The sequence below is a fragment of the Actinoplanes sp. TFC3 genome (assembly GCF_001553785.1).
GTDB lineage: Bacteria > Actinomycetota > Actinomycetes > Mycobacteriales > Micromonosporaceae > Actinoplanes.
Genome location: NZ_LOJP01000001.1, coordinates 3,792,079 through 3,812,571 on the forward strand (window position 1 = coordinate 3,792,079; position 20,493 = coordinate 3,812,571).

The 20,493-nt window shown below is 69.6% G+C and carries 19 protein-coding genes; 10 read left to right on the forward strand and 9 right to left on the reverse strand.

Features of this window, described 5'->3' with window-relative positions; all coding sequences use genetic code 11:
• The first annotated feature begins 45 nt into the window (after window positions 1-45).
• A complete protein-coding gene (locus TFC3_RS17090; protein WP_067500831.1) occupies window positions 46-654 on the forward strand; it encodes a hypothetical protein in 609 nt (202 codons plus the stop codon).
• A 6-nt stretch (window positions 655-660) separates the two neighbouring features.
• Here TFC3_RS17090 and TFC3_RS17095 read toward each other — a convergent pair whose 3' ends face one another.
• The 3 genes from TFC3_RS17095 to TFC3_RS38545 form a co-directional block, all read right to left on the reverse strand.
• On the reverse strand, window positions 661-1,095 hold the full coding sequence (locus tag TFC3_RS17095) for a hypothetical protein (protein WP_067500833.1): 435 nt from the start codon (window positions 1,093-1,095) through the stop codon (window positions 661-663).
• A gap of 83 nt (window positions 1,096-1,178) precedes the next feature.
• Window positions 1,179-1,412 (reverse strand): hypothetical protein, encoded by a 234-nt coding sequence (locus tag TFC3_RS38755; protein ID WP_067500835.1) that lies wholly within the window; start codon window positions 1,410-1,412, stop codon window positions 1,179-1,181.
• Window positions 1,306-1,557 (reverse strand): LacI family DNA-binding transcriptional regulator, encoded by a 252-nt coding sequence (locus tag TFC3_RS38545; RefSeq protein WP_201787176.1) that lies wholly within the window; start codon window positions 1,555-1,557, stop codon window positions 1,306-1,308. Before TFC3_RS38545 ends, TFC3_RS38755 begins: the two co-directional genes overlap by 107 nt.
• A gap of 71 nt (window positions 1,558-1,628) precedes the next feature.
• Here TFC3_RS38545 and TFC3_RS17105 point away from each other — a divergent pair, with 71 nt between their 5' ends.
• Genes TFC3_RS17105 through TFC3_RS17120 form a run of 4 tightly spaced genes read left to right on the forward strand, consistent with a single transcriptional unit; the run spans window position 1,629 to window position 7,920 of the window.
• Window positions 1,629-4,064 carry a glycoside hydrolase family 3 C-terminal domain-containing protein gene (locus TFC3_RS17105; protein ID WP_236718166.1) on the forward strand — a complete coding sequence of 812 codons (2,436 nt, stop codon included), beginning with the start codon at window positions 1,629-1,631 and terminating at the stop codon, window positions 4,062-4,064.
• Window positions 4,065-4,096: 32 nt separating this feature from the next.
• The gene (locus TFC3_RS17110; RefSeq protein WP_067500839.1) at window positions 4,097-5,038 is read left to right on the forward strand and encodes a class I SAM-dependent methyltransferase; all 942 of its coding nucleotides are present in this window, start codon (window positions 4,097-4,099) and stop codon (window positions 5,036-5,038) included.
• Entirely contained in the window at window positions 5,035-6,129 is a 1,095-nt protein-coding gene (locus TFC3_RS17115; protein ID WP_067500841.1) for a glutamate--cysteine ligase, read from the forward strand. Before TFC3_RS17110 ends, TFC3_RS17115 begins: the two co-directional genes overlap by 4 nt.
• Before the next feature lie 57 nt (window positions 6,130-6,186).
• Window positions 6,187-7,920 (forward strand): L-lactate permease, encoded by a 1,734-nt coding sequence (locus TFC3_RS17120; protein WP_067500843.1) that lies wholly within the window; start codon window positions 6,187-6,189, stop codon window positions 7,918-7,920.
• Between the two features lie 141 nt (window positions 7,921-8,061).
• On the opposite strand, the gene TFC3_RS17125 is transcribed toward TFC3_RS17120, so the two are convergent.
• Window positions 8,062-9,288, reverse strand: coding sequence for an MFS transporter (locus TFC3_RS17125; protein WP_067500845.1), 1,227 nt, complete (start codon window positions 9,286-9,288; stop codon window positions 8,062-8,064).
• Window positions 9,289-9,334: 46 nt separating this feature from the next.
• Here TFC3_RS17125 and TFC3_RS17130 point away from each other — a divergent pair, with 46 nt between their 5' ends.
• Window positions 9,335-10,429 carry an ROK family transcriptional regulator gene (locus TFC3_RS17130; protein ID WP_067500847.1) on the forward strand — a complete coding sequence of 365 codons (1,095 nt, stop codon included), beginning with the start codon at window positions 9,335-9,337 and terminating at the stop codon, window positions 10,427-10,429.
• Window positions 10,430-10,518: 89 nt separating this feature from the next.
• Here the strand turns inward: TFC3_RS17130 and TFC3_RS17135 are convergent, their stop codons facing one another.
• The 4 genes from TFC3_RS17135 to TFC3_RS17150 form a co-directional block, all read right to left on the reverse strand.
• Window positions 10,519-11,091, reverse strand: coding sequence for a histidine phosphatase family protein (locus TFC3_RS17135; protein ID WP_067500850.1), 573 nt, complete (start codon window positions 11,089-11,091; stop codon window positions 10,519-10,521).
• Between the two features lie 30 nt (window positions 11,092-11,121).
• Window positions 11,122-11,745, reverse strand: a complete 624-nt coding sequence (locus tag TFC3_RS17140; RefSeq protein ID WP_067500853.1) for an FMN reductase — start codon at window positions 11,743-11,745, stop codon at window positions 11,122-11,124.
• Window positions 11,742-12,833 carry an LLM class flavin-dependent oxidoreductase gene (locus TFC3_RS17145; protein ID WP_067500855.1) on the reverse strand — a complete coding sequence of 364 codons (1,092 nt, stop codon included), beginning with the start codon at window positions 12,831-12,833 and terminating at the stop codon, window positions 11,742-11,744. The genes TFC3_RS17140 and TFC3_RS17145 overlap by 4 nt, the downstream gene beginning before the upstream one ends.
• Window positions 12,834-13,161: 328 nt before the next feature.
• Entirely contained in the window at window positions 13,162-14,505 is a 1,344-nt protein-coding gene (locus TFC3_RS17150) for a glycosyl hydrolase family 18 protein (protein ID WP_067500857.1), read from the reverse strand.
• A gap of 383 nt (window positions 14,506-14,888) precedes the next feature.
• On the opposite strand from TFC3_RS17150, the gene TFC3_RS17155 reads away from it, so the two are divergent.
• The 4 genes from TFC3_RS17155 to TFC3_RS17170 are packed head-to-tail and all read left to right on the forward strand — an operon-like array spanning window position 14,889 to window position 19,430.
• On the forward strand, window positions 14,889-15,671 hold the full coding sequence (locus tag TFC3_RS17155) for an SCO2525 family SAM-dependent methyltransferase (RefSeq protein ID WP_161952611.1): 783 nt from the start codon (window positions 14,889-14,891) through the stop codon (window positions 15,669-15,671).
• Between the two features lie 33 nt (window positions 15,672-15,704).
• Entirely contained in the window at window positions 15,705-17,549 is a 1,845-nt protein-coding gene (locus tag TFC3_RS17160; protein WP_067500859.1) for an SCO2524 family protein, read from the forward strand.
• A gap of 1 nt (window position 17,550) precedes the next feature.
• Window positions 17,551-18,471, forward strand: coding sequence for an SCO2523 family variant P-loop protein (locus TFC3_RS17165; protein WP_067500860.1), 921 nt, complete (start codon window positions 17,551-17,553; stop codon window positions 18,469-18,471).
• Window positions 18,456-19,430, forward strand: coding sequence for an SCO2522 family protein (locus tag TFC3_RS17170; protein ID WP_236718167.1), 975 nt, complete (start codon window positions 18,456-18,458; stop codon window positions 19,428-19,430). The genes TFC3_RS17165 and TFC3_RS17170 overlap by 16 nt, the downstream gene beginning before the upstream one ends.
• Here the strand turns inward: TFC3_RS17170 and TFC3_RS17175 are convergent.
• The gene (locus tag TFC3_RS17175) at window positions 19,415-20,368 is read right to left on the reverse strand and encodes a DUF6879 family protein (protein WP_067500862.1); all 954 of its coding nucleotides are present in this window, start codon (window positions 20,366-20,368) and stop codon (window positions 19,415-19,417) included. The two genes, TFC3_RS17170 and TFC3_RS17175, sit on opposite strands and share 16 nt — an antisense overlap.
• Window positions 20,369-20,493: the final 125 nt, after the last annotated feature.

The window sequence follows — 20,493 nt, forward strand, 5'->3', positions numbered from 1 at the left end:
GGACTTGTCTGGATCGTCGTATCCGCGTAAGCAAGGAGAGAAACCGTGCCGCTGAACCAGAGATCGACCCCGCGCCGCATTGCCGGCCTGCTCGTCGCGGCCGCGGCGCTGGTGTTCACCGTCGCTGCGTGCGGCGGATCCGATGACTCCAGTTCGGCTTCCGGCACCCCGGGTGGTGGCGGGCCGGGCGGCGCGAACGGTTTCGCGGCGTACACCGAGTGCCTGAGTCAGAACGGCGTGACCATCACGATGCCCTCGGGCATGGCCCGCAACCGCCCGTCGGCCGATGCGTCGGGGTACCCGCGCGGTAACTGGCCGTCCGGAGGTGCCCGGCCCAGCGGTGCCCCCGACGGCACGCGGCCCAGCGGTGGACCGGGCCGGGGCGGGTTCGGCAGTGGGTTCCAGAAGCCCGGCAACGTCGATGACGCAACGTGGCAGAAGGCTCAGTCGGCGTGCGCGTCGCTGCGGCCCAGCATGGGTGCGGGCCGGGGCAACCAGGGTGGCAACGGGCTCGACGCGGCGTACACGAACTGCCTGAAGGACCACGGCGTCACCGATCTCAGCACGCTGACCTCCACCGACGCCACGGTCACCGAGGCCAAGAAGGCGTGCCAGGCTCTCGCGCCGGCGGCGAGCCCGTCCCCGACGTCGTGAGCAGGCTCAGCCGATCGACGCCTCGAGGTCGACCCAGCGGTCGGTGAGCTGGCGGCGGCGGCAGGCGACGAGGTGGCCGGCCAGGATCGCGGGCTGGCCGCCTCGCACGCACACGTCGGCGCCGGCGGTCAGCACCGCGGCGACCAGGTGGGCCGGGGCGTCGTCGTCGAGCAGCGCCACCACCCGGGTACGGGAGCTGAGCATCGCCCGCGCGTCGACCACGTCGGCCTCGCTGGCGCCGCTGATCAGCACGATGTCGCCGGCGTGCACGTCGTCCAGAGCGGTGGCGTAGCGCACCGACCATCCGCCGGGCAGGTGCATGGCCAGACCGGCGACGCGGCCGTGGTAGCCGAGCACCGCGACCACCGGTTCGGCGCGGCGCGGCGCGGCGTTCGGCGCGAACATCTGGTTCACCCCGGTACGGTTCAGCTGCTCAAGCATGTCGGGCTCCCTGCGACGTGGTCGTTTGCTGCACCCCTACCTTTCGCTATCAGCCTGAGCCCCGCGTGTGCGAACCCTGTACGTCAGGTGGCAATACTCACGTGCGGTCGCGGCAGGTTCCCCGCGGCGCAGCCGTCGCGCACGCCGCCGAGGCGGGGCTCGGCGAGGATGCGCACGCGGGGATCACCCGCTGCGTGCATGGCCTCGAACTCAGGATCGGTGAAGCTGGTGAACGCGAGCACGGCGGCCGGGGTGAGGGCCTTCCAGACCTCGCTGATCGGCCGCCGACGGCGCGTACCCCAGGCTCGCCGCCACACCGGGCACCCGCGACCGGGTCGCCGCCGAGATCGTCTGATGCGGCGTGTCGTTGAGCACGTAGCTCACCGTGGCCCGCGAGACGCCGGCCACCCGGGCCACGTCCGCGCTGGTCACCCGGCGCGTGGAGCGCGGCAACCCGGTCATCGTCGGCGCGCCTCCCGGTGCTTGCTGCGGTGCGGGGTGGACCCATAGGTTGACGACGCGAGGAGTTACACGTGTCGGTAGACCCCGAAGGACTCATGATCCCCAGCCCCGCCGAGCGCATCAAGGCCCTCGCGCTGTCCGCCAAGGTGGCGCTGCTGACCGGGGCGTCGGCGTTCACGCTGGCCGCCTCGCAGCCGATCGGCCTGGCCACGATCCGGGTGTCGGACGGCCCGGCCGGGGTGCGCGGTGCCGTGTTCAGCGGCGGTCCCGTGGCCGTGCTGCTGCCCAACCCGACGCTGCTGGGCGCCTCCTGGAGCGAGGACGTGCTGGCCGAGGCCGGGCGGGTGCTCGCCGGGGAAGCGCGGGCGCGCGACGTACAGCTGATTCTCGGTCCTAATGTGAACCTTCCCCGGTCGCCGTTGGGTGGGCGGTTGTTCGAGGCCTACTCGGAGGATCCGCTGCTCACCGGCAAGCTGGCCGCTGCCCTCGTGAAGGCCGTGCAGGAGCTGGGGGTCGGGGCCGCACCGAAGCATCTGGTCGCCAACGACAGCGAGACCGGACGCAACACGGTCGACTGTGTGCTCGACGAGGCCACGTTGCGCGAGGTGGCGCTGCTGCCGTTCGAGATCCTGGTCGCCGAGGCTGACCCGTGGGCGATCATGGCCTCCTACAACGCGGTGAACGGGATCGCGATGAGCGAGCACGCGGCGATCACCACCGGCATCGTCAAGCAGGAGTGGGGCTTCCCGGGCCTGATCATGTCGGACTGGTTCGCCGCCAAGCATGCCGGGCCGACCGCGAACAGCGGCGTCGACCTGGTCATGCCGGGTCCGCGTGGCCCCTGGGGTGACGCGCTGGTGGCCGCGGTCGAAGCCGGCGAGATCGACGAGCACGTCATCGACGAGCACGTGGCCCGGCTGCTGCACCTCGCCGATCGGGTCACCGGGGATCATCCCCCGGCGCCGGCGCCGCCGTCCCGCGAGCAGCTCACCCGGCTGGCCGCCCGGGGCATGACCGTGCTGACCAACGGCGATCAGACGCTGCCGCTGAACCGATCGCAGCACGTTGCGCTGATCGGGCGGCATGCGCTGGAGACCATCGGCATGGGCGGCGGATCGGCCCAGGTCACACCGCCGTACCAGGTCAGCGTCGCGCAAGGTCTGCGTGAGCGGCTGGGTGAGCAGGTCACGGTCGTGGACGGGGTGGAGGTACGAACCCGGCCCGTTGCGGCGCGGGGAGGCTTTCTGGTGGACCCGCAGGTGGGGGCTGCGGGCGTACAGGTGCGATTGCTGGCCGGGGACGGCACGGAGCTGGAGCGGCGGCACGCACCGGACGCCACCACCACGGCCGGCCTGGACGAACCCTACGACCAAGCCGTCGCCACCGTCGTGCTGTCCGCCGTCATCACCCGCGACGGCACCGCTGAGCTGGGCGTGCTCGGCTCGGGCGCCTGGTGCGTGCGGATCGGTGACATCAAGAAGAGCTTCTCGCTGGCCACCTCGGGCCGCAACTTCGGCGTCGAGCTGGTCGCGCCACCGCTGTCCACCGAGGTGTACGACGTGAGCGCCGGCACCCTGTTCGAAGCCACCGCCCGGCTCGGCTCCGGCTTCGACGCGTTCAGCGCCGCGGGGCTGTTCGGCCTGATCGGACGTCCGGCGCGCCGCGAGACAGTGGACGTCATCGACGACGCGGTGCGGGCCGCCGCCGACGCCGACGTTGCCGTGGTGGTCGTGGGCTTCACCGACGAACAGGAGACCGAAGGCGTCGACAAGAGCACGCTGCACCTGCCGGGCGCCCAGAACGCGCTGGTCGAGGCGGTGGCCGGAGCTGCCCGGCGCACCGTGGTCGTGCTCAACGCGGCCAGCCCGGTGATCATGCCGTGGCGCGACCGGGTGGATGCGGTGCTGTGGGCCGGGCTGCCCGGTCAGGAAGCGGGGCATGCGATCGCAGCGGTGCTGCTGGGCGAGCTTGAACCGGCCGGGCGGCTGGTGACCACGTTCCCGGCCGAGGACGGCGGGTCGCCCGCGTGGTCGGTGACGCCGGTGGACGGTGTGCTGGCGTACGAGGAGGGCCGCTTCCCGGGTTATCGCGGGCACGATGCCGGGCTGGCCCCGCCGCCGGCGTTCTGGTTCGGACACGGATTGGGCTACACGACCTGGGACTATGCCGACGCGCTGGTGGATGGTCGCAGCGTCGAGGTCACGGTTGCCAACACCGGTTTGCGCGAGGGCCGGGAGGTTGTGCAGGTCTACTTCCGGCCCGCCTCCCCGGCTCCCTTTCCGGGCGGCGGACCGGCCGGGCCGGCTGGTGATCCGGTGCGGCTGGCCGGGTGGGGGGAGGTCATGGTGGCGCCGGGGGCGTCGGCCCGGGTCCGCGTGGCCATCGACCCCCTCACCTGGCGAAAGTGGGATAAAAAGGTCGGCCGCTGGGGTAACGTCGGCCCTGGCGGCGCCCTGATCGTGGCCCGCGGGCTGGGCGACGTGCGCGCTGTGCTGCCACTTCCCTGAATACAACGCGCAGAGGTGGGGATACCGCCGCCGTGCTCACGACTGAGACTCCCACCGCGGCCCTGCAGGCCCTTGGCACCGAGCTGAAGAGCCTGGGGTACGCGTTCACCACCGTCACACCGGCCACCCACGAGCGGGTCAACCGCCGCCCGGAGAACGCTGTCGCCACGAACCTGCGCGACGTGCTCGGCTGGAGCCGCCCGTTCGAGCCCGGCCTGCTGCCCCCGCGCGTCGAGGCCCTGCTCAGTGCTTCCGGCGCCCTTGCCGAGGAAGGCGAACTGCGGCGGAGCACGGTGCGCTTCTCCTCGTACGACGGGGAGCTGTTCGTGCATTCAGCCTTCCCGACGACCGCCGAGGATGCGGTGTTCTTCGGCCCGGACACCTACCGGATGGCCGACGCCGTGATCGCGTGCCTCGCCCAGCGCCCCCGGCCGGTCAAGCGGGCGGTGGACATCGGCACGGGCACCGGCGCGGGCGCGATCACCGTGGCCAAGCGGATCCCGGACGCTGAGGTTCTCGCCGTCGACATCAACACCGCGGCGCTGCGCCTGGCCACGGTCAACGCCGCGCTGGCCGGTACGCCCAACGTGCAGCCCCGGCTGAGCAACCTGCTCGACGACGTCAGCGGCCGGTTCGACCTGATCATCTCCAACCCGCCCTTCATGATCGACCCAGCCGGCCGGCGGTACCGCGACGGCGGCGGCGACGGCGGCCACGATTTGTCGCTGCGCATCATCGAGGCGGCGCGGACCCGGCTGGCCCCCGGCGGTTCGCTGGTGCTGTTCAGTGGCGTCGGTATCGTCGACGGCGAGGACCGCCTGCGGGCGTCCATCGCGTCGCTGCTGACCGGCACCGATCTGCAGTGGAACTACCGGGAGATGGACCCCGACGTGTACGACGAGGAACTCGACGGCGACGCCTATGCACACGCCGAACGGATCGCGGTCGTGGTGCTGACCGCTACGCGCTCGTGAACGCGGCGCCCACCCTGGGGGTCGAGGAGGAGTATCTGCTCATCGATCCGGAGACCGGGCAGAATGCGCCGGTGGTGCAGAAGGCGCTCGGGGCGCTGCCGGATGCGATGCGCCTGCAGAGCCGCCTGGAGTTCCGCCACAGCATGCTGGAGATGGTCACGCCGGTATGCTCGGGGCTGGCCGAGCTGCGGCGGGAACTCGACCTGATGCGCTCGGCCGCTGCGGACGCGGCGGCGGAGGCGGGGGTCCTGCTGGTTGCGGTGGGTGCCACGCCGCTGGCTGAGCCGGTACGCGAGCCGGCCGACGATCCCCGGTTCCGCGCCATCACCCGGCATTACGGGCCGATCGCCTATGACGCGGCGGTCTGCGGCTGCCACGTGCATGTCGGGGTGCCCGATCCGGAAACGGCGATCCTGGTCAGCACCCGGCTGCGCCCCTGGCTGCCGTTGATCCAAGCGATCGCCGCGAACTCGCCGCTGTACCAGGGCGTCGACACCGGCCACGCCAGTTGGCGCTCGCTGCAGCTCAAGCGGTGGCCGGCACTCGGACCCACCCCGGCGTTCGAGTCCTTTGCGGACTACGAGCAGACCATCCGTACGCTCGTGGCGGCCTCGGCCATGCTCGACGACTCGATGATCCTCTGGTACGCCCGCCCGTCGGCCGCCTACCCGACGATCGAGATCCGGGTGGCCGACGTGTGTGCGACGCCCGCCGACACCGTGCTCATCGCCGGGCTGATCCGAGCACTGGTGACGGTGCTGCAGTCCACACCCGGTCCGCTGGGCCCGGCTTCCGATACCGTGCTGGAGGCGGCGCACTGGAACGCCGCGCACGCCGGGCTCGAAGGAACCCTGCTGGACGTACGCACCGGGCAGCCGCGACCCGCGTGGGAGCTGGTGGACGAGCTTGTCGAGTTCGTGACGCCGACGCTGACCGCCTTCGGCGACCTCGAAGTCATTACGGCCGAGCTGGACCGGGTACGCGCGGAGGGTACCGGGGCGGCCCGTCAGCGGCGCCTGCTCGACCCGCCGGAAACCTTGTCCGCAGCCGGTGTAGCGGCGTTCTTGAGAGAACTGGCTGTATCGCCGTAGCAGCCGCACGGTTTACATTGCCCTCCAGGAATCATCGAGGAACCTGGATGGCACACCATGTCCGACCAGTTCACGATCGTGACCGATCCCATCGCCGATTCCGTCGGCCTGTCCGCCCTGTGCGCGGTTCTGCCTCTGCTCACGCTGTTCCTGTTGCTGGGTGCGCTGCGCATGCGGGCATGGCTGGCCGGGCTCGTCTCGCTGGCCGTGGCCCTCGTCGTTGCCATCGCCGTCTACACCATGCCGGTGGGCCAGGCGCTGCTGTCGGCCACCGAAGGCGCGGCGTTCGGCTTCTTTCCCATTCTGTGGATCGTCATCAACGCCATCTGGGTCTACAACCTCACCGTGTCAAGTGGACACTTTGACGTGCTCAGGCGTTCGATGGAGCGGGTCAGCCCGGACATGCGGATCCAGGCCATCATCGTGGCGTTCTGCTTCGGCGCGCTGCTGGAGGCGCTGGCCGGCTTCGGGACCCCGGTAGCCGTCACCGTTGTCATGTTGATGGCGCTGGGCTTTCTACCCGTACGCGCAGCCTCGGTGGCTTTGATCGCCAACACTGCCCCGGTGGCTTTCGGTGCCCTGGCCACGCCCATCACCACGCTGGGTACGGTCACGTCCGGAGTCAGCGACGACACCCGCCTGACCACCGAGACCCTGGGCGCTATGGTGGGCCGCCAGACGCCGCTGCTGGCCGTGGTGGCCCCCCTGGCCCTGGTAGCCGTGATCGACGGCCGCCGCGGTGTACGCCAGACCTGGCCGGCCGCCGTCGTGGCCGGCTTGGTGTTCGGTTTGAGCCAGTTCGCGGCGTCGAACTACATCTCGGTGCCCCTGACCGACATCATCGCCGCGCTGCTGTCGGCCGCCGCGGTGGTCCTGCTCCTGCGCTTCTGGCGCCCCGTCGAGTCTCCCGCGCTGAGCGAGCCGGCTCCCGGCTCGGACACTTCCTCCGCCTCTGCTGCCGGGGCCAGTATGGTGCCGCGCCGCGGGGACTCACCCGCGGCGGACAGCGCACCCGGTCAGGTCCTCACAGCCGAGCAGCGCGACACCCCGGCCGAGGTAGCGCGCGCCTATGCGCCGTACCTGATCATCATTGCGATCTTCTCGATCGTGAACATCGGCGCGGTCAAGGCGGCGCTGGCCGAGGAGCCGTGGACCGTTGCGTTCGGCTGGCCGGGCCTGCACGTGCTCGGTGGCAACGGCAAACCCTTGTCCTCCACCACGTTTACGCTGGGCTGGCTGCCCGCCGCCGGTACGCTGATGATCCTGGCCGGCATTCTGACGGCGCTGGTACTGCGAGTCGGTCCTGCGCGGGCGGTGAAGGCTTACCTCAGAACGTACGTTGAACTGCGCCATGCCCTTGTGACCGTGATGGCCGTGCTCGCTTTGGCGTACGTGATGAACCAAAGCGGCCAAACCGCAACCCTGGGCGAATCCCTGGCCGCAGCCGGCGGCGCCTTCGTCTTCCTGTCCTCGATCCTGGGGTGGATCGGCGTGGCCGTGACCGGCTCCGACACCTCAGCAAACGCCCTGTTCGGCGCGCTGCAGGTGCAAACCGCGGCCAAAGCCGGCCTGGACCCGCTCCTGCTGGCAGCCGCCAACTCCTCCGGCGGCGTCCTCGGCAAAATGATCAGCCCCCAGAACCTGGCAATCGCCGCCTCAGCAGTAGGCATGGCCGGGCGCGAAGGCGACATCTTCCGCAAGGTCGTGGGCTGGAGCCTCGCCCTGCTCCTGGTGATGTGCATCCTGGTCACCCTGCAAGCCACCCCGGTGCTCAGCTGGATGGTCCCCTGAACCCTCGCGCCTTCCCGCTCGCTCCCGCTCTGGCACGGTCACGACGTCCGCCACGAGTTCGAAGTGGGCCTCGAGACCGCCGGCCCCACGGCTCCACTCACAGCCTTGCTGCAGCCGTGGGCGTTTCCGCCGGCTACGCCGTCACTGCAGGACGGGAACCGGTTCGGCCTCCTTCGTTTTCCGTTCGGTGGCGAAGCTGACCGCGGCCAGCACCAACCCGAGAACGCCCAGCACCACCCCGATCCAAGCCGGACTGAGGTAGCCCAGGCCCCACGCGATGCCCAGGCCCCCCAGCGCAGCGCCCAGGCTGTTGGCAACGTTCATCGCGGACTGGCTGAGCGCCGCGCCCATCAGTTGCGCACCGGGGGCCACCTCGATCAGGCGGGCCTGCAGGGTCGGGCCGAGGAACAGGCTTGAGGCGCCGATCAGGAACGCCCCGGCGAATAGGCCGATGATGCTGCCGGCCGTGGCGGCGAAGATGATTGTCGACGCGATGACGGCCGTGAAGCCGATCAGCATGGCGCGGTGCAGGTTGCGGTCGGCGAACGTGCCGCCCAGAGCGTTACCGATCGTCATGCCGAGCCCGACCGCGACCAGGACCCAGGGCACGACGCCGGACGAGAGGTGCGTGACATCGGTGGTGACCGGGGCGATGTAGCTGTCGACCGCGAAGAAGCCGGCGAAGCCGATCGCTCCGGTGGCCGCGACGAGCCAGACCCGGGGCCGGCGCAGCGCTTGCAGCTCGGCTCGCGGGGAGCCGCCCTCGGCCGCCTTCACCTCGGGCACGATCAGCGCGACCGCCAGCAGTGTCAGCACAAAGACACCGCCGATGATCAGGTACGCCGCCCGCCAGCCCGCCGCCTGCCCGAGCCGGGTGATCAGTGGCACACCGGCCAGATTTGCCACAGTGAGTCCGCTGAGCACGGCCGCGAAGCCGCGCGCCTGCTTGCCGGGACCCATCAGGGTGGCCGCGAGCATGCCGGCCGCACCGAAATAGGCGCCGTGCGGCAGGGCAGCCACGAACCGCGCGACCAGCACCAGGCCGAACGTCGGGGCGACCGCCGAGCCGATGGTGCCGACGACGAACAGAACGAGGAGACCGAGGACGAGCTTCTTCCTCGGCACGCGTGCGGTTAGCGCTGCGATCGTTGGTGCTCCGACCACGACGCCCAGCGCGTAGGCCGTGATCATCCAGCCGGCTTTGGCGACGGCGCCGGACGACGAGGCGGCGTATTCGCTGGGCAGCAGGCCTCGCGCGATCTCGGGCAGCAGACCCATCGCGACGAACTCGGTAAGGCCGATCGCCACCCCGCCCAAGGCGAGGGCGAGCAGCGCGGTCCAACGGTGACGGGGGCTCAGGTGTTCCACCCGACCGACTTTAGCAACGCTGTTTCCTTAGGCATAAGGTGGTGTCATGCATCGCACAGCGGCGGATCTGACATTCCTGCGGGGATACAACGAAGCCCTGGTCATGGCCTTGGCTCGCACGTGGCGCACGTTCGAGCGCGGCGACGTGTCCGAGGCCACCGGGCTCACCCCGCAGGCCGTTTCCAAGGTCCTCGCCCGCCTGGTCGAGGAGGGCGTCATAGCGCCCGCCGGGGTCCGCCGACCGGCGATCGGCAAGCCCGCGGGGGTCTATGAGCTGGTGCCCGGGAGCCGCTATGCGATCGGCGCGCACGTCTCCCGTCGTACCGTCCGCTTGGTCCTGACCGATCTCGCCGGTCGGGTCATCCAGTCGGCCGTGAGTCCGCTGCCGCCCGATTTCAACCCGGCGCAACTGCTCGACCGGATGGCCGAGATGATCACCGATGTCCACACCAGGCACGACCTCGCAGGCAAGCTGACAGGGATCGGCATCGGGATGATCGGGCCACTGGATCATGCCGCCGGAACGGTTCGCGGCGCGCACCGCATGCGGCACTGGCACGACGTTCCGCTCGCGGAGTTCGCCGAAGAGGTGCTGGGCCTTCCGGTGCTTGTCGACAAGGACGTCACCGCGGGCGTGACGGCGGAGGCCTGGCGGCGCGGGCCGGCGTTGCGCGACGCGGCGCTGATCATGGTCGAGTCGGGTGTCGGCGCGGGGTTGTGGCTGGGCGGCGCCACCCATCGCGGATCGCACACCAACGCGGGCGAGTTCGGTCACACCGTCGTAGCGCTGGACGGCCCGCAATGCGCCTGCGGACGTCATGGCTGTCTTGAAGCAGTGCATGACGGTGCGGCCGAAGCCGGCGACATCCACCGAGCCGCCGAAGTGCTCGGGGTGGGCGTGGTCAACCTGCTGCAGACGCTGGACCTGGCGCACGTGGTGCTGGCCGGCGCCGACCTGTTACGCCACGGCAAGGTCTACCTGGATGCGGTCACCGAGGCAATCCGCACCCAGGTCCCCCGCGCCGACTGGCTCACGGTCGAGGTCACCCTCACCAGCCTCGGCGAAGACGTCATCGCAGCCGGTGCGGCGATGCAGGTCCTCGACGCCCGCTACGGCATCCCCGGCCTGGCACCGCTGTGACCCGCCTGATCGCCGCCGCGCGCCTGCGCACTGCGGCCAAGTGCCTGCTCACCGCCGCCGCGCACCTGCTTCGCCGTGAATCGGGGCGGCTACGAGCAGGCAGCGTTCCAGGTGTCGATGGCGGGTTCGCCGTGCTCGAAGCCAAGCGTCGACAGCGTGGCCGTGTCCAGCTTGAGCAGCGCTCCCCCGCTGGCCGGCAGCCCGATCCAGCGGGCCCCCGCCACGCGCAGGCTGTGCCCGTGCGCCACCAGCGCCACGTCACCGCCGTCGAGCAGCGTCCGGGCATGGGCGAGCACCCGGTCCAGCCGCTCGGCGACCTGCTCCGGCGACTCACCCCCGGGGGCGCCGTCGCTCCACAGCTTCCAGCTCGGCACCGTTTCGTGGATGGTGGCCGTGGTGATGCCCTCGTACTCGCCATAGTTCCACTCGGCGAGATCCTCGGTGGTTTCCGTGACGCTCAGCCCGGCGAGTTCGGCGGTGCGCAGGGCACGCCTGCGCGGGCTGGAGATGACGGCTGCGAACGTGCGTCCCTGCAGCCTTTTGCCGGCTTCGCGCGCCTGCTGCTCGCCGATCTCCGTCAGATCCAGCTCGGTGTACGAGGTGTGCCGCCCGTTCGCACTCCACTCGGTCTGCCCGTGCCGGATGAGCACGATCTCGCCCATGATGCCCCCTTCGCGCTTGTTCCTGATTTCTTACCCGGCCAGCAGGTCCTCGAACGAGGTGTTCAGCGCAAACGGGTCCCCCACCTGCACCGGCCCGCGGCGCGCGATCTCCCGCGACAGCTCCTCGGCTCCTCGCGAGATCCGGTCCTGCAGCGCCGACGAGCCACCCCAGTCCTCGGAAGCGGCGAACACCGCCGTCGGCATCGTCACGGCCCGAAGATAGGCGAACATCGGCCGCAACGCGTGTTCGAGCACCAGCGAGTGCCGGGCCGTGCCGGCCGTGGCCGCGAGCAGCACCGGCTTGCCGACCAGCGCATCCTTGTCCAGCACGTCGAAGAACGACTTGAACAGCCCGCTGCAGGAAGCCGTGAACACCGGCGTGACCGCGATCAGAGCATCGGCAGCCTCCACCGCATCAAGGGCCTCCTTGAGCGCGGCCGGCGGGAAACCCGTCAGCATGTGGTTCATGATGTCGTGGGCCAGGTCGCGCAACTCGACGACGCGCACGTCGACCCCGCGGACATCGACCCCGCGGACATCGACCTCGGCCAGGGCGGAGGCGGTGACCGCGGCGGCCAGCCGGTCGGCGAGCAGGCGGGTGGACGACGGCTGGCTCAGGCCCGCCGTGATCACCACGAGGGAACGCTGACTCATGCGACAGGGGTCCTTTCCAGCGAGGCGGCGAGCAGGGAGGCGTGGGTCGGGGCGTCCGGCACATGCGCCGGCTTGAGGGCGGCAAATTCCTTACGCAGCACCGGTACGACCTCAGCGCCCAGCAGATCCAGCTGTTCGAGCACGGTCTTGAGCGGGAGGCCCGCATGATCGAGCAGGAACAGCTGCCGTTGGTAGTCACCGACGTACTCGCGGAAGCCCAGGGTGCGATCGCTGACCTGCTGCGGGCTGCCGACGGTCAGCGGCGTCTCGCGGGTGAAGTCCTCCAGCGACGGGCCGTGGCCGTACACCGGGGCGTTGTCGAAGTAGGGCCGGAACTCGTTCACCGCGTCCTGGCTGTTCTTGCGCATGAACACCTGCCCGCCGAGGCCGACGATCGCTTGGTCGGGATCGCCGTGACCGTAATGGGCGAAGCGCTCGCGGTACAAGGCAATCATCCGCTGGGTGTGCGAGGCGGGCCAGAAGATGTGGTTCGCGAAGAAGCCATCTGCGTAATAGGCAGCCTGCTCGGCGATCTCGGGGCTGCGGATCGACCCGTGCCAGACGAACGGCGGGATGCCGTCGAGCGGGCGCGGGGTCGAGGTGAACGACTGCAACGGGGTGCGGAACTTGCCCTGCCAGTCGACCACGTGCTCGCGCCAGAGGCGGTGCAGCAGCGCGTAGTTCTCGATGGCCAGCGGGATGCCGGCGCGGATGTCCTTGCCGAACCAGGGGTACACCGGTCCGGTGTTGCCCCGGCCCATCATCAGGTCGACCCGCCCGTCCGCGAGGTGCTGCAGCATCGCATAGTCCTCGGCGATCTTGACGGGGTCGTTCGTCGTGATCAGGGTCGTGGACGTACTCAGCAGAAGCTTTTCGGTCTGCGCCGCGATGTAGGCCAGCGTCGTGGTGGGCGAGGACGAGAAGAACGGCTCGTTGTGGTGCTCACCCAGCGCGAAGACGTCCAGCCCGACATCCTCGGCGTGCTTGGCGATCGTGACAACGTTCTTGATCCGCTCGGCCTCGCTGGGCGCCTGTCCGGTCGTCGGATCGGTGGTGATGTCGCTGACGGTGAAGATGCCGAACTGCATGACCGCTCCTGAGCTCCCGGTCGGGACCACCGGCCCCGGACTGCCCCGCACAACCTCTTTGACTACGCAATTATTTCACAGTCAAAGACTTGGCGCGAGGCAGCCTGGGTCACACCCCGAACCGCTCAGGTCCGGCCAGCTCAAGCCCGGCCCGCTCAAGCGGCAGCAATCGGCGCCCCCAGCGCCGACGCCTGGGTGCACCGATCGCCTGCGTTGGGGATGGAGGAGGGACTTCGCCCGTTCCACCGTTCGCCGAGGCGCAACGAGTCGCGGCCGGCGTTCCAGATGCTGTCTGCCTGCGTACGGGCCTGCCTCCGGCAGCCGCCCGTCAGCGACCCTGCAGCGCCTTGACGTTGTCGCCGAAGGTCCAGCCCTTCGAGCCGTCCCAGTTGGCCGACCACGTCATCAGCCCCTTGAGGCTGCCGTTCAAACTGTTCCACGACTGCGACACCAGCGACGGCGTCATGTACCCGCCACCGGCTCCGGGTTGCGCCGGCAGACCGGGGACCTGCTTGTCGTACGGCACCCTCACGGTCACGCCCTGAATCGTCAGGCCGTTGTTGAGGCACTGGGTCTGGGCCACGAACCCCTGCACCGTGCCCGCCGCGTACGAGTCACCCGAGCACCCGTACATGCTCCCGTTGTAGTACTGCATGTTGAGCCACCACAGCCGCCCGTTGTCGGCGTACTTCTTGATGATCGGCAGGTACGACCCCCAGATCGACCCGTACGTCACGCTGCCACCGGTCACGTAGGCCGTCTCGGGGGCCATGGTCAGCCCGAAATTGGACGGCATCTGCGCCAGCACGCCGTCGATGATGCGGACCAGATTGGCCTGCGAGGTGGACAGCGTACCGATGCTGCCGCTGCCGGTCAGCCCGGTTTCGATGTCGATGTCGATGCCGTCGAAGTTGTACTGCTTGAGGATCGGCACGATGGTGGCGACGAAGCGGTCCGCCACCGCCGCCGAGCTGAGGTCGATGCCCGCCGCCGCGCCGCCGATCGACATCAGCAGCGTGGCTCCACCGGCCTTGGCCTGGCACATCTGCGCCGGGGTGGCGACCTTGACCCCGGCGTCCATGCCGTCCTGCCACAGCACCGTGCCATCGGAGCGGATCACCGGGAACGCGGCGTTGATGACGTTGTAGCCGTGCTGCGCCAGGCGGCTGTCGGTGATCGGGATCCAGCCCAGCCCGGGGTGCACGCCGTTGCTGGCGCCGTCCCAGTTCTCCCAGTAGCCGACCAGCACCTTGCCGGCGGGCTTGGACTTCACCGCACAGGTGCTGCCCCCGGGCGGAGGTGTCGTCGGCGGGGGGTTCGTCGGCGGTGGGCTGGTCGGCGGTGGGCTGCTCGGTGGTGGCACGGTCGGGCCTCCGCCGGTGCAGGCACCGAGGTCCTTCCACAGCGTGGGGGTAGCGGCCGGGTTCCAGCCGGTGCCCGGGTACGCCGTGTGAGTGACAAGTGCTGAGTAGAGATGCCCGGAATAGGTGACCTGGGTGCCGGCCGGGTATGTCGGACCTTCCGCCCAGGCCGGCGCGGAACAGGCGACGGCCGCCGCTGCGACGGGGGTCGTGGACGCGGAAGCCTGGACCCCGGGCACAAGGACCGCAGCGGTGACAACCGCGACAGCCGCGCCGGAGAGGACGGCAAATATGGCACGCCTGTTACTCATGACGACTCCTACGCATCGATGACCAGCCATGCTGTGTTCATCCTGGCGTTCACATCGATGAATGGCAATGGTTCTTAACAGAAAGCGGACGGCGAGCGGGGGCTCTGTCCACAAGCGCCGGACCGGCGGACTTGACGAATGACTAGAGTTGAGTACTGTCCTCCACCAGCAAGCGCGTGAGGCTGACCGTGCGGCTTACCCCCATCGGGTGGTCACCGCTCGGCGATCCAGACAACCGAACATGTGCCACACCGGACGTCCGGCGTGATTGCCGTGCGTCATGTGAAAATCGCACCCGCCACCTGCGCCGGGGCCCTACGCTCGAAGAAGAGCGCCGATCAGGGACTTCGTCGTTGACCGACCTGATCCTCGGAGGAAAATCCGTGAGTAAGCCAACCGCACCCGATACCGACAGTGCGGTATGGACGCGGATCAGTAACGACGGCGTCGACTGGGACCAGTTCGACTCGGCCGCCTACTTCGATCACAACTATGGCAGCCTGCGCGACGACGACCGGCACATCATCGAGATCGTCAGCGACTTCTTCCAGGAGCAGAAGCGGCGCTATCCCGATCAGTGGCGGCACAAGGCGATCGACGTGGGCGCCGGGGCGAACCTCTACCCCGCCCTGACCATGCTGCCGTTCGCCGCCGAGATCACGCTGTACGAGCGTGCGGCCACCAACTGCGACTGGCTGCAGCGCCAGAAGGCCGAGCCGAACGAGTCGTGGTGGCAGTTCTGGTCGGAGATGACCAACGGGCGCGACGACTACCGCGCCATCAAGGACCCGCTCAACTTGCTGAGCCGGCGTGCCCAGGTGAAGAAGGGCAACATCTTCAACCTGCCCGAGGACGAGTACGACATGGGCACGATGTTCTTCGTCGCCGAGTCGATCACCAACCGCGACGACGAGTTCAAGCGAGCGCTGCGCACGTTCATCGGCTCGCTGAGAAACCACGCCCCGTTCGCCGCGGCCTTCATGAAGGACTCCTCCGGCTACCGGGTCGGCAACATCACCTTCCCGGCGTTCTCGGTGGGTGAGCAGGACATCGAGCGTCAGCTTTCGGAGCTTGCGCGGGATGTGTCAATCAGGCCCATCGAGAGCAACGGTCTGCGCGACGGCTACGGCGGCATGATCGTGGCTACGGGACGCCGGAAGAAATAGCGGACCCCTGGACGAGTAGGTGACGACAGTCCGATGCAGATCCAGCCGCGTCAACGCATTCTCGACATCTGGCGCGCCACCATCCGGATGTCCTACCCGGATGGTGACTGGCAGTTCGGTGGCCGCGACGGCGCCAACTCGATCAGCGACGCCGAGCAACTGCTGTGCATCATCGCGCCGGCAACCGAGATCCCGCTGTTCCGCCTCGACAATCCCGACGCCGCCAATCGCGACGTGCTGGACGCCTTGAGCGGGCTCGGCGACGACATCCAGGTGCCACAGCGACTGATCAAGGCGATCAACACCTACCTCGACACCTACACCGACAAGGACGGCACCCCGAGGTTCTCCGGTGGCTCCTACTTCCGCGCGGGTGGCGTCGACAACGGCATCTCCGACGAGCAGCGCCGGCTGGACGTGGTGGACTCGTTCTCCATCAGCGTCACGCTGATGCTCGCGGTGGTCGGCTTCACCCGCGTGTTCCGCCAGATCGTCTCCCGGCCGGCCCTGCTCGGCGAGGTCGACCGGCTGGAGGCGGCGGCCAGCAAGCGCCTCAGCGCGGCCATGGTGGGGCTGCTGCGCAGCTTCACCGTCAACGTGTTCTCCGCCGACGACGACTTCGGGCGCGAGCTGGTCCGCCTGGTCAATCAGGAACGCCGGCCCACCCGCATGGTCGTCGACGAGTTGCGCGAGGCGCTGCGCGAGATCAACGCCCGGCTGCGCGACGATGTCACCATTGGTTCCGGTGCGGCCGAGGGCAGCGAGCTCGACCTGCCCAACCGGCTGTTCGAGTGCGGCTGGTCGTGGGGCATCGTGCGGGAGGCGCCGCAGATCGAGACCTCCGACGTCGGCACGCAGGGTCCCGGTGCGGCGCAGAACGCGCCCTATCTCTACTTCACGACTGTGGCTTGCGACGCGATCCAGGCCCTGTCGTCCGAACGCACCCGGCTGCTGGGCCTGCTCGACGAGGCTCAGCTCAAGCTCGCGCAGGCTTTGCAACTGCGGTTCGAGCTGACCCGTTCCTACTGGGCGGTCATCGCGACGTTCGGCGGCGGGCGCTGGCCGTTGGAGGACCTGCCGTGGCGCACCACCGACGGCATCGAGTTCGACTACTTCACCCTGCTGGTCGGCGGCATGGTCATGCAGAACATGATCGCCACCCGGGCCTCGGACGCCGATCTGCGGCGGGTCGGTAGCGTCCTGGAGGAGCTGGCGAACCGCAGCCGGATCACCCGCCGTTCCTCCGAGCGCGAGTCCGCGCTCGACGTGCACCACCCGGGGCTGCGCTTCCCGCTGGAGGGCAGCGACTCGGCCGGTGGCCCGCGGCTGTCCTGGACGGTCGCCGACTTGTCTCCGCTGTTGCTCAAGCGGACGCTGACCGTGGCCGGGCTGCTCAACGACGGCACGGTACGCAGCCGGCTGCTGGATCTGTCCGACGACATGTGGAAGCACCTGGAAGGCCGGATCATCGGCGACGGGCTGCCCGAGGGGCTGTGGGATCAGCCCGGGCGCACCTATCCGCAGCTCGACGTCAAGTTCACCGATGCCTCCTGGTATTTCACCAAGCGGGTGGTCGACTGCCTGGTGACGGCGGCCCGCATCATCAACGAGGATCCGCTGAGCAGCGACCTGCTCGCCGACATCGCGGCGGACCTGCTCAACGAGGCGGAGCACCTGTACGACCGGGAGCGGCTGAACAACTCCACCTACAGCGGCCAGTCGCTGGGAGAGCAGCTCAACCAGATCGGCGTCGACCTCGAACGGGCCCGCACGGTGCGCCGCGAGCGGCCCGGGGTGGCCGTGGCGGTGACCGAGGAAGTGCTGCGCAAGCTCGACCGGTTGTCGGCCGCCCGGCGCGCCCACTCCGGGGCGTACTGACATGCTGATCTTCGCCACGTCCGACAAGGGAGGCACCGGGCGCTCGGTGACCAGCAGCAATGTGGCGTACCGGGCGGCGCTCGACGGTTCGGACTGCGTCTACCTGGACTTCGACTTCGGCAGCCCGACCTCCGGCGCGATCTTCGACCTGCCGGGCGTGACCGCCGGCGTCGACTCGGGCGACGGCTTGCACACCTACTTCCTGGGTGAGGTCGACGAGCCGGGCCGCATCGATGTGTGGAGCGAATCCGAGCGTGACGTGCTACGCAGCCGTCCGGCCGGTGCGGGGCGGCTGGTGCTGATGCCCGGCGACCGGGGCGGCGGTGAGTTCCAGGCGACGCCGGAGATGGTGCAGCGGTGCGTGTCGCTGTTGCTGCGCGTGGCCGACGAGTTCGACCTGGCCATCGTCGACCTCAGCGCCGGACGCTCGTACGCCACCGACATCGTGCTGGCCGCGACGGCCCGCCCCGAGCTGACCGGTCTCAACGCCCGCTGGCTGGTCTTCCATCGGTGGACCCGGCAGCACATCCTCGCCGCCTCGGGCCTGGTGCGCGGGCAGCACGGGCTGCTCGACGCCGGGCGTAAACGCGGACACGACCAGGATGCGCTGCGGCGCTCGATCCGGTTCATCCGCACCGCGGTGCTCAACCCGGCCGCGCAAGGTCAGGCCGGTTTGCGCCCGGAGCAGCTGGCCTGGCTCGACCGGTGTGACAGCCGGCTGCACGAGCTGGCCGGGAGCATGGGGGTGGGCCGGTCGGTGCTGCTCGGCGAGATCCCGCTCGACCCGGTGCTGCAGTGGCAGGAGCAGTTGCTGTCCAACGAGGACGTCTTGCTGCACGGCACGGCCAACCAGGAGACGGTCACCGCGTTCGAGCTGCTGGCCAAGAAGCTGTCCGACGACGACGCGTGGATCGGGCTGTGATGGCGCCGGACTACGACGTGTTCGCCGAGGAGACCGCGACGCCGGTCCTGCGCTCGGTGGCGTTGTCGCACCTGTCGATCGAGCTGGGCCACCTGTACATGGACGACTTCGAGGCCGGTCCGGCGCACCTGCTGACCCAGTTCCGGCGGGTCGCGCCCTGGGCCGAGGCCGCCCGCGCGGCTGCCGCGGACGAGGTGGCCGGGCGTACGCCGCGGATCAGCACGTGTTTCCTGATCGATGACTACTTCACCCGGTTCAGCAGCCCGGACAAGGTCATCGACATGCTCGCCGGCGCTGCAGCGGAGGCGGGCCTGCGCATCGACTACATCGCCCGGGAATCCGGCTGCGCCACCGCGGACGGCATCGACTTGGCCGCGGTGGTGCAAGGCCACCTGGTCAGCGAGCCGCCCGAAGGTGCCGACGGATCACGCCCGCCCGCCTCGCAGACCGGCTGGCTGACCAACGGTGAGCGCTCCCCCGTGACCCAGGGCAGCGCGGCCATGGCAGCACCGCGGCAGTGGCAACCGCCTCGGCAGAGTGCGGCGCGCAACCATTCGATCTTCCTGGACATCGAGTTGTGGCGCGACGGGCGCGACGGCCGGTTGTGGTCGTGCCCGTTCCTGGCCGCGGTGTGGCAACTGCAGCGGCTCGGTTTGCTGCGGCACCTGGGCGAGCCGGTGGCGCAGCCGCAGCCCATGTCACTGCCGGACGTCCCGGCGACGTGGGAGGAGTTGCCGCCGGTCATTCAGTTGCAGGCGGACGCTGCGCCGTTGCGTGCCTACCGGACGTTCTCCGTGCTGGCGGCGCGGTTCCTGCCGATCGAGGTGGCGGTCCGCACGATTCTGGGTCAGGTGGCGGTGCCGGCTGCGGTTGACACGCTGATCCGGACCCGCGCGGCGGGCGAACGCGTTGAGCTGCCCGCGGAGTTCGTCGACCGGATCCGCTATGTGTTCATGTAGTGCGGCTCGCTGGAGGCGGCCCACAGGTCACTGAACAGCCGGGTGCACTCGTCCACCCGGTCGGGGGTCAGCACGAGGCGGGTCTCGGAGACCTGCGCGTTCCGCGGATCGCTGTCCGGGGTGGGTGTGGTCTCGTACGCCAGGATGTCGTCGAACAGGATCAGATCGCGCACCTGGACCTTGAGGTGCGGCGGGACATCGGGCCGGGCGAGCAGGCGCACCTGGATCTCCATGCGGCGCTGCTCGGCGCACACCTTGAGCAGCTCGGGATCCTCGGCGATGCCGTGCGAGTCGAGGACGAAGATGCGTCGCACCTGGCGGCCCGCCGCGGCGGCTCGGCGCTGGGCGTCCAGGTAGCGCTGGCCGATCTCACTCTGCCAGAGGTTGTGATCGACCGCGGCTATGCTGATCGCGTCGATGCCCTCGGTGGCGGTCTGGGTGAGCCCGAGCAGCCACTCCCGGTCCTCGCCGTAGTACGTGATCGTGCCACCCTCCACGATCTGCTTGAGCAGCCGCGACGTCTCCTTGATCTTGGTTTGGACGAACTCGCGGACGATGCCCGGCGATTCCCGCGAGACCCGGGTGGAGTTCAGCACCAGCTCGGTGATCACGGCGGGCTCCAGCGCCGAGTCGCCGATCTTGCGGTAGAGGTCGGTGGCCGCGCTGATCTGGGGGAACGTCTCGTCGATGAGGCGGCGCATCTCCACGATGCTCTCGCCTTCGATGCGTTCCAGGGAGCTGAGCCGCTTCTCGAAGTCGCTCAGGAACCGGATCAGCAGCGCGATCCCGCCGATCAGCACGGACAGCGTGATGCTGGTGGCCGGCGTCTGCTTCAAAGCGTTGGTGATCACAAACGTGGCGCCGCCGGTGACGACCGTGACCAGCACCTTGCGGGTGACACTGGAGCTGTCCGCCGCGACGCGGATGGCGGTCATCATTGCCGGCCGGCCAGCGTCGCCACCGCGCCCGCCGACAACTGATCGCGGATGCGGTGCACCAGGGTGTCCCATTGGCGGGGGGAGGCGGGGCGGGGCTCCCGCGCCCCCCCCCCCCCGGTCGGCCG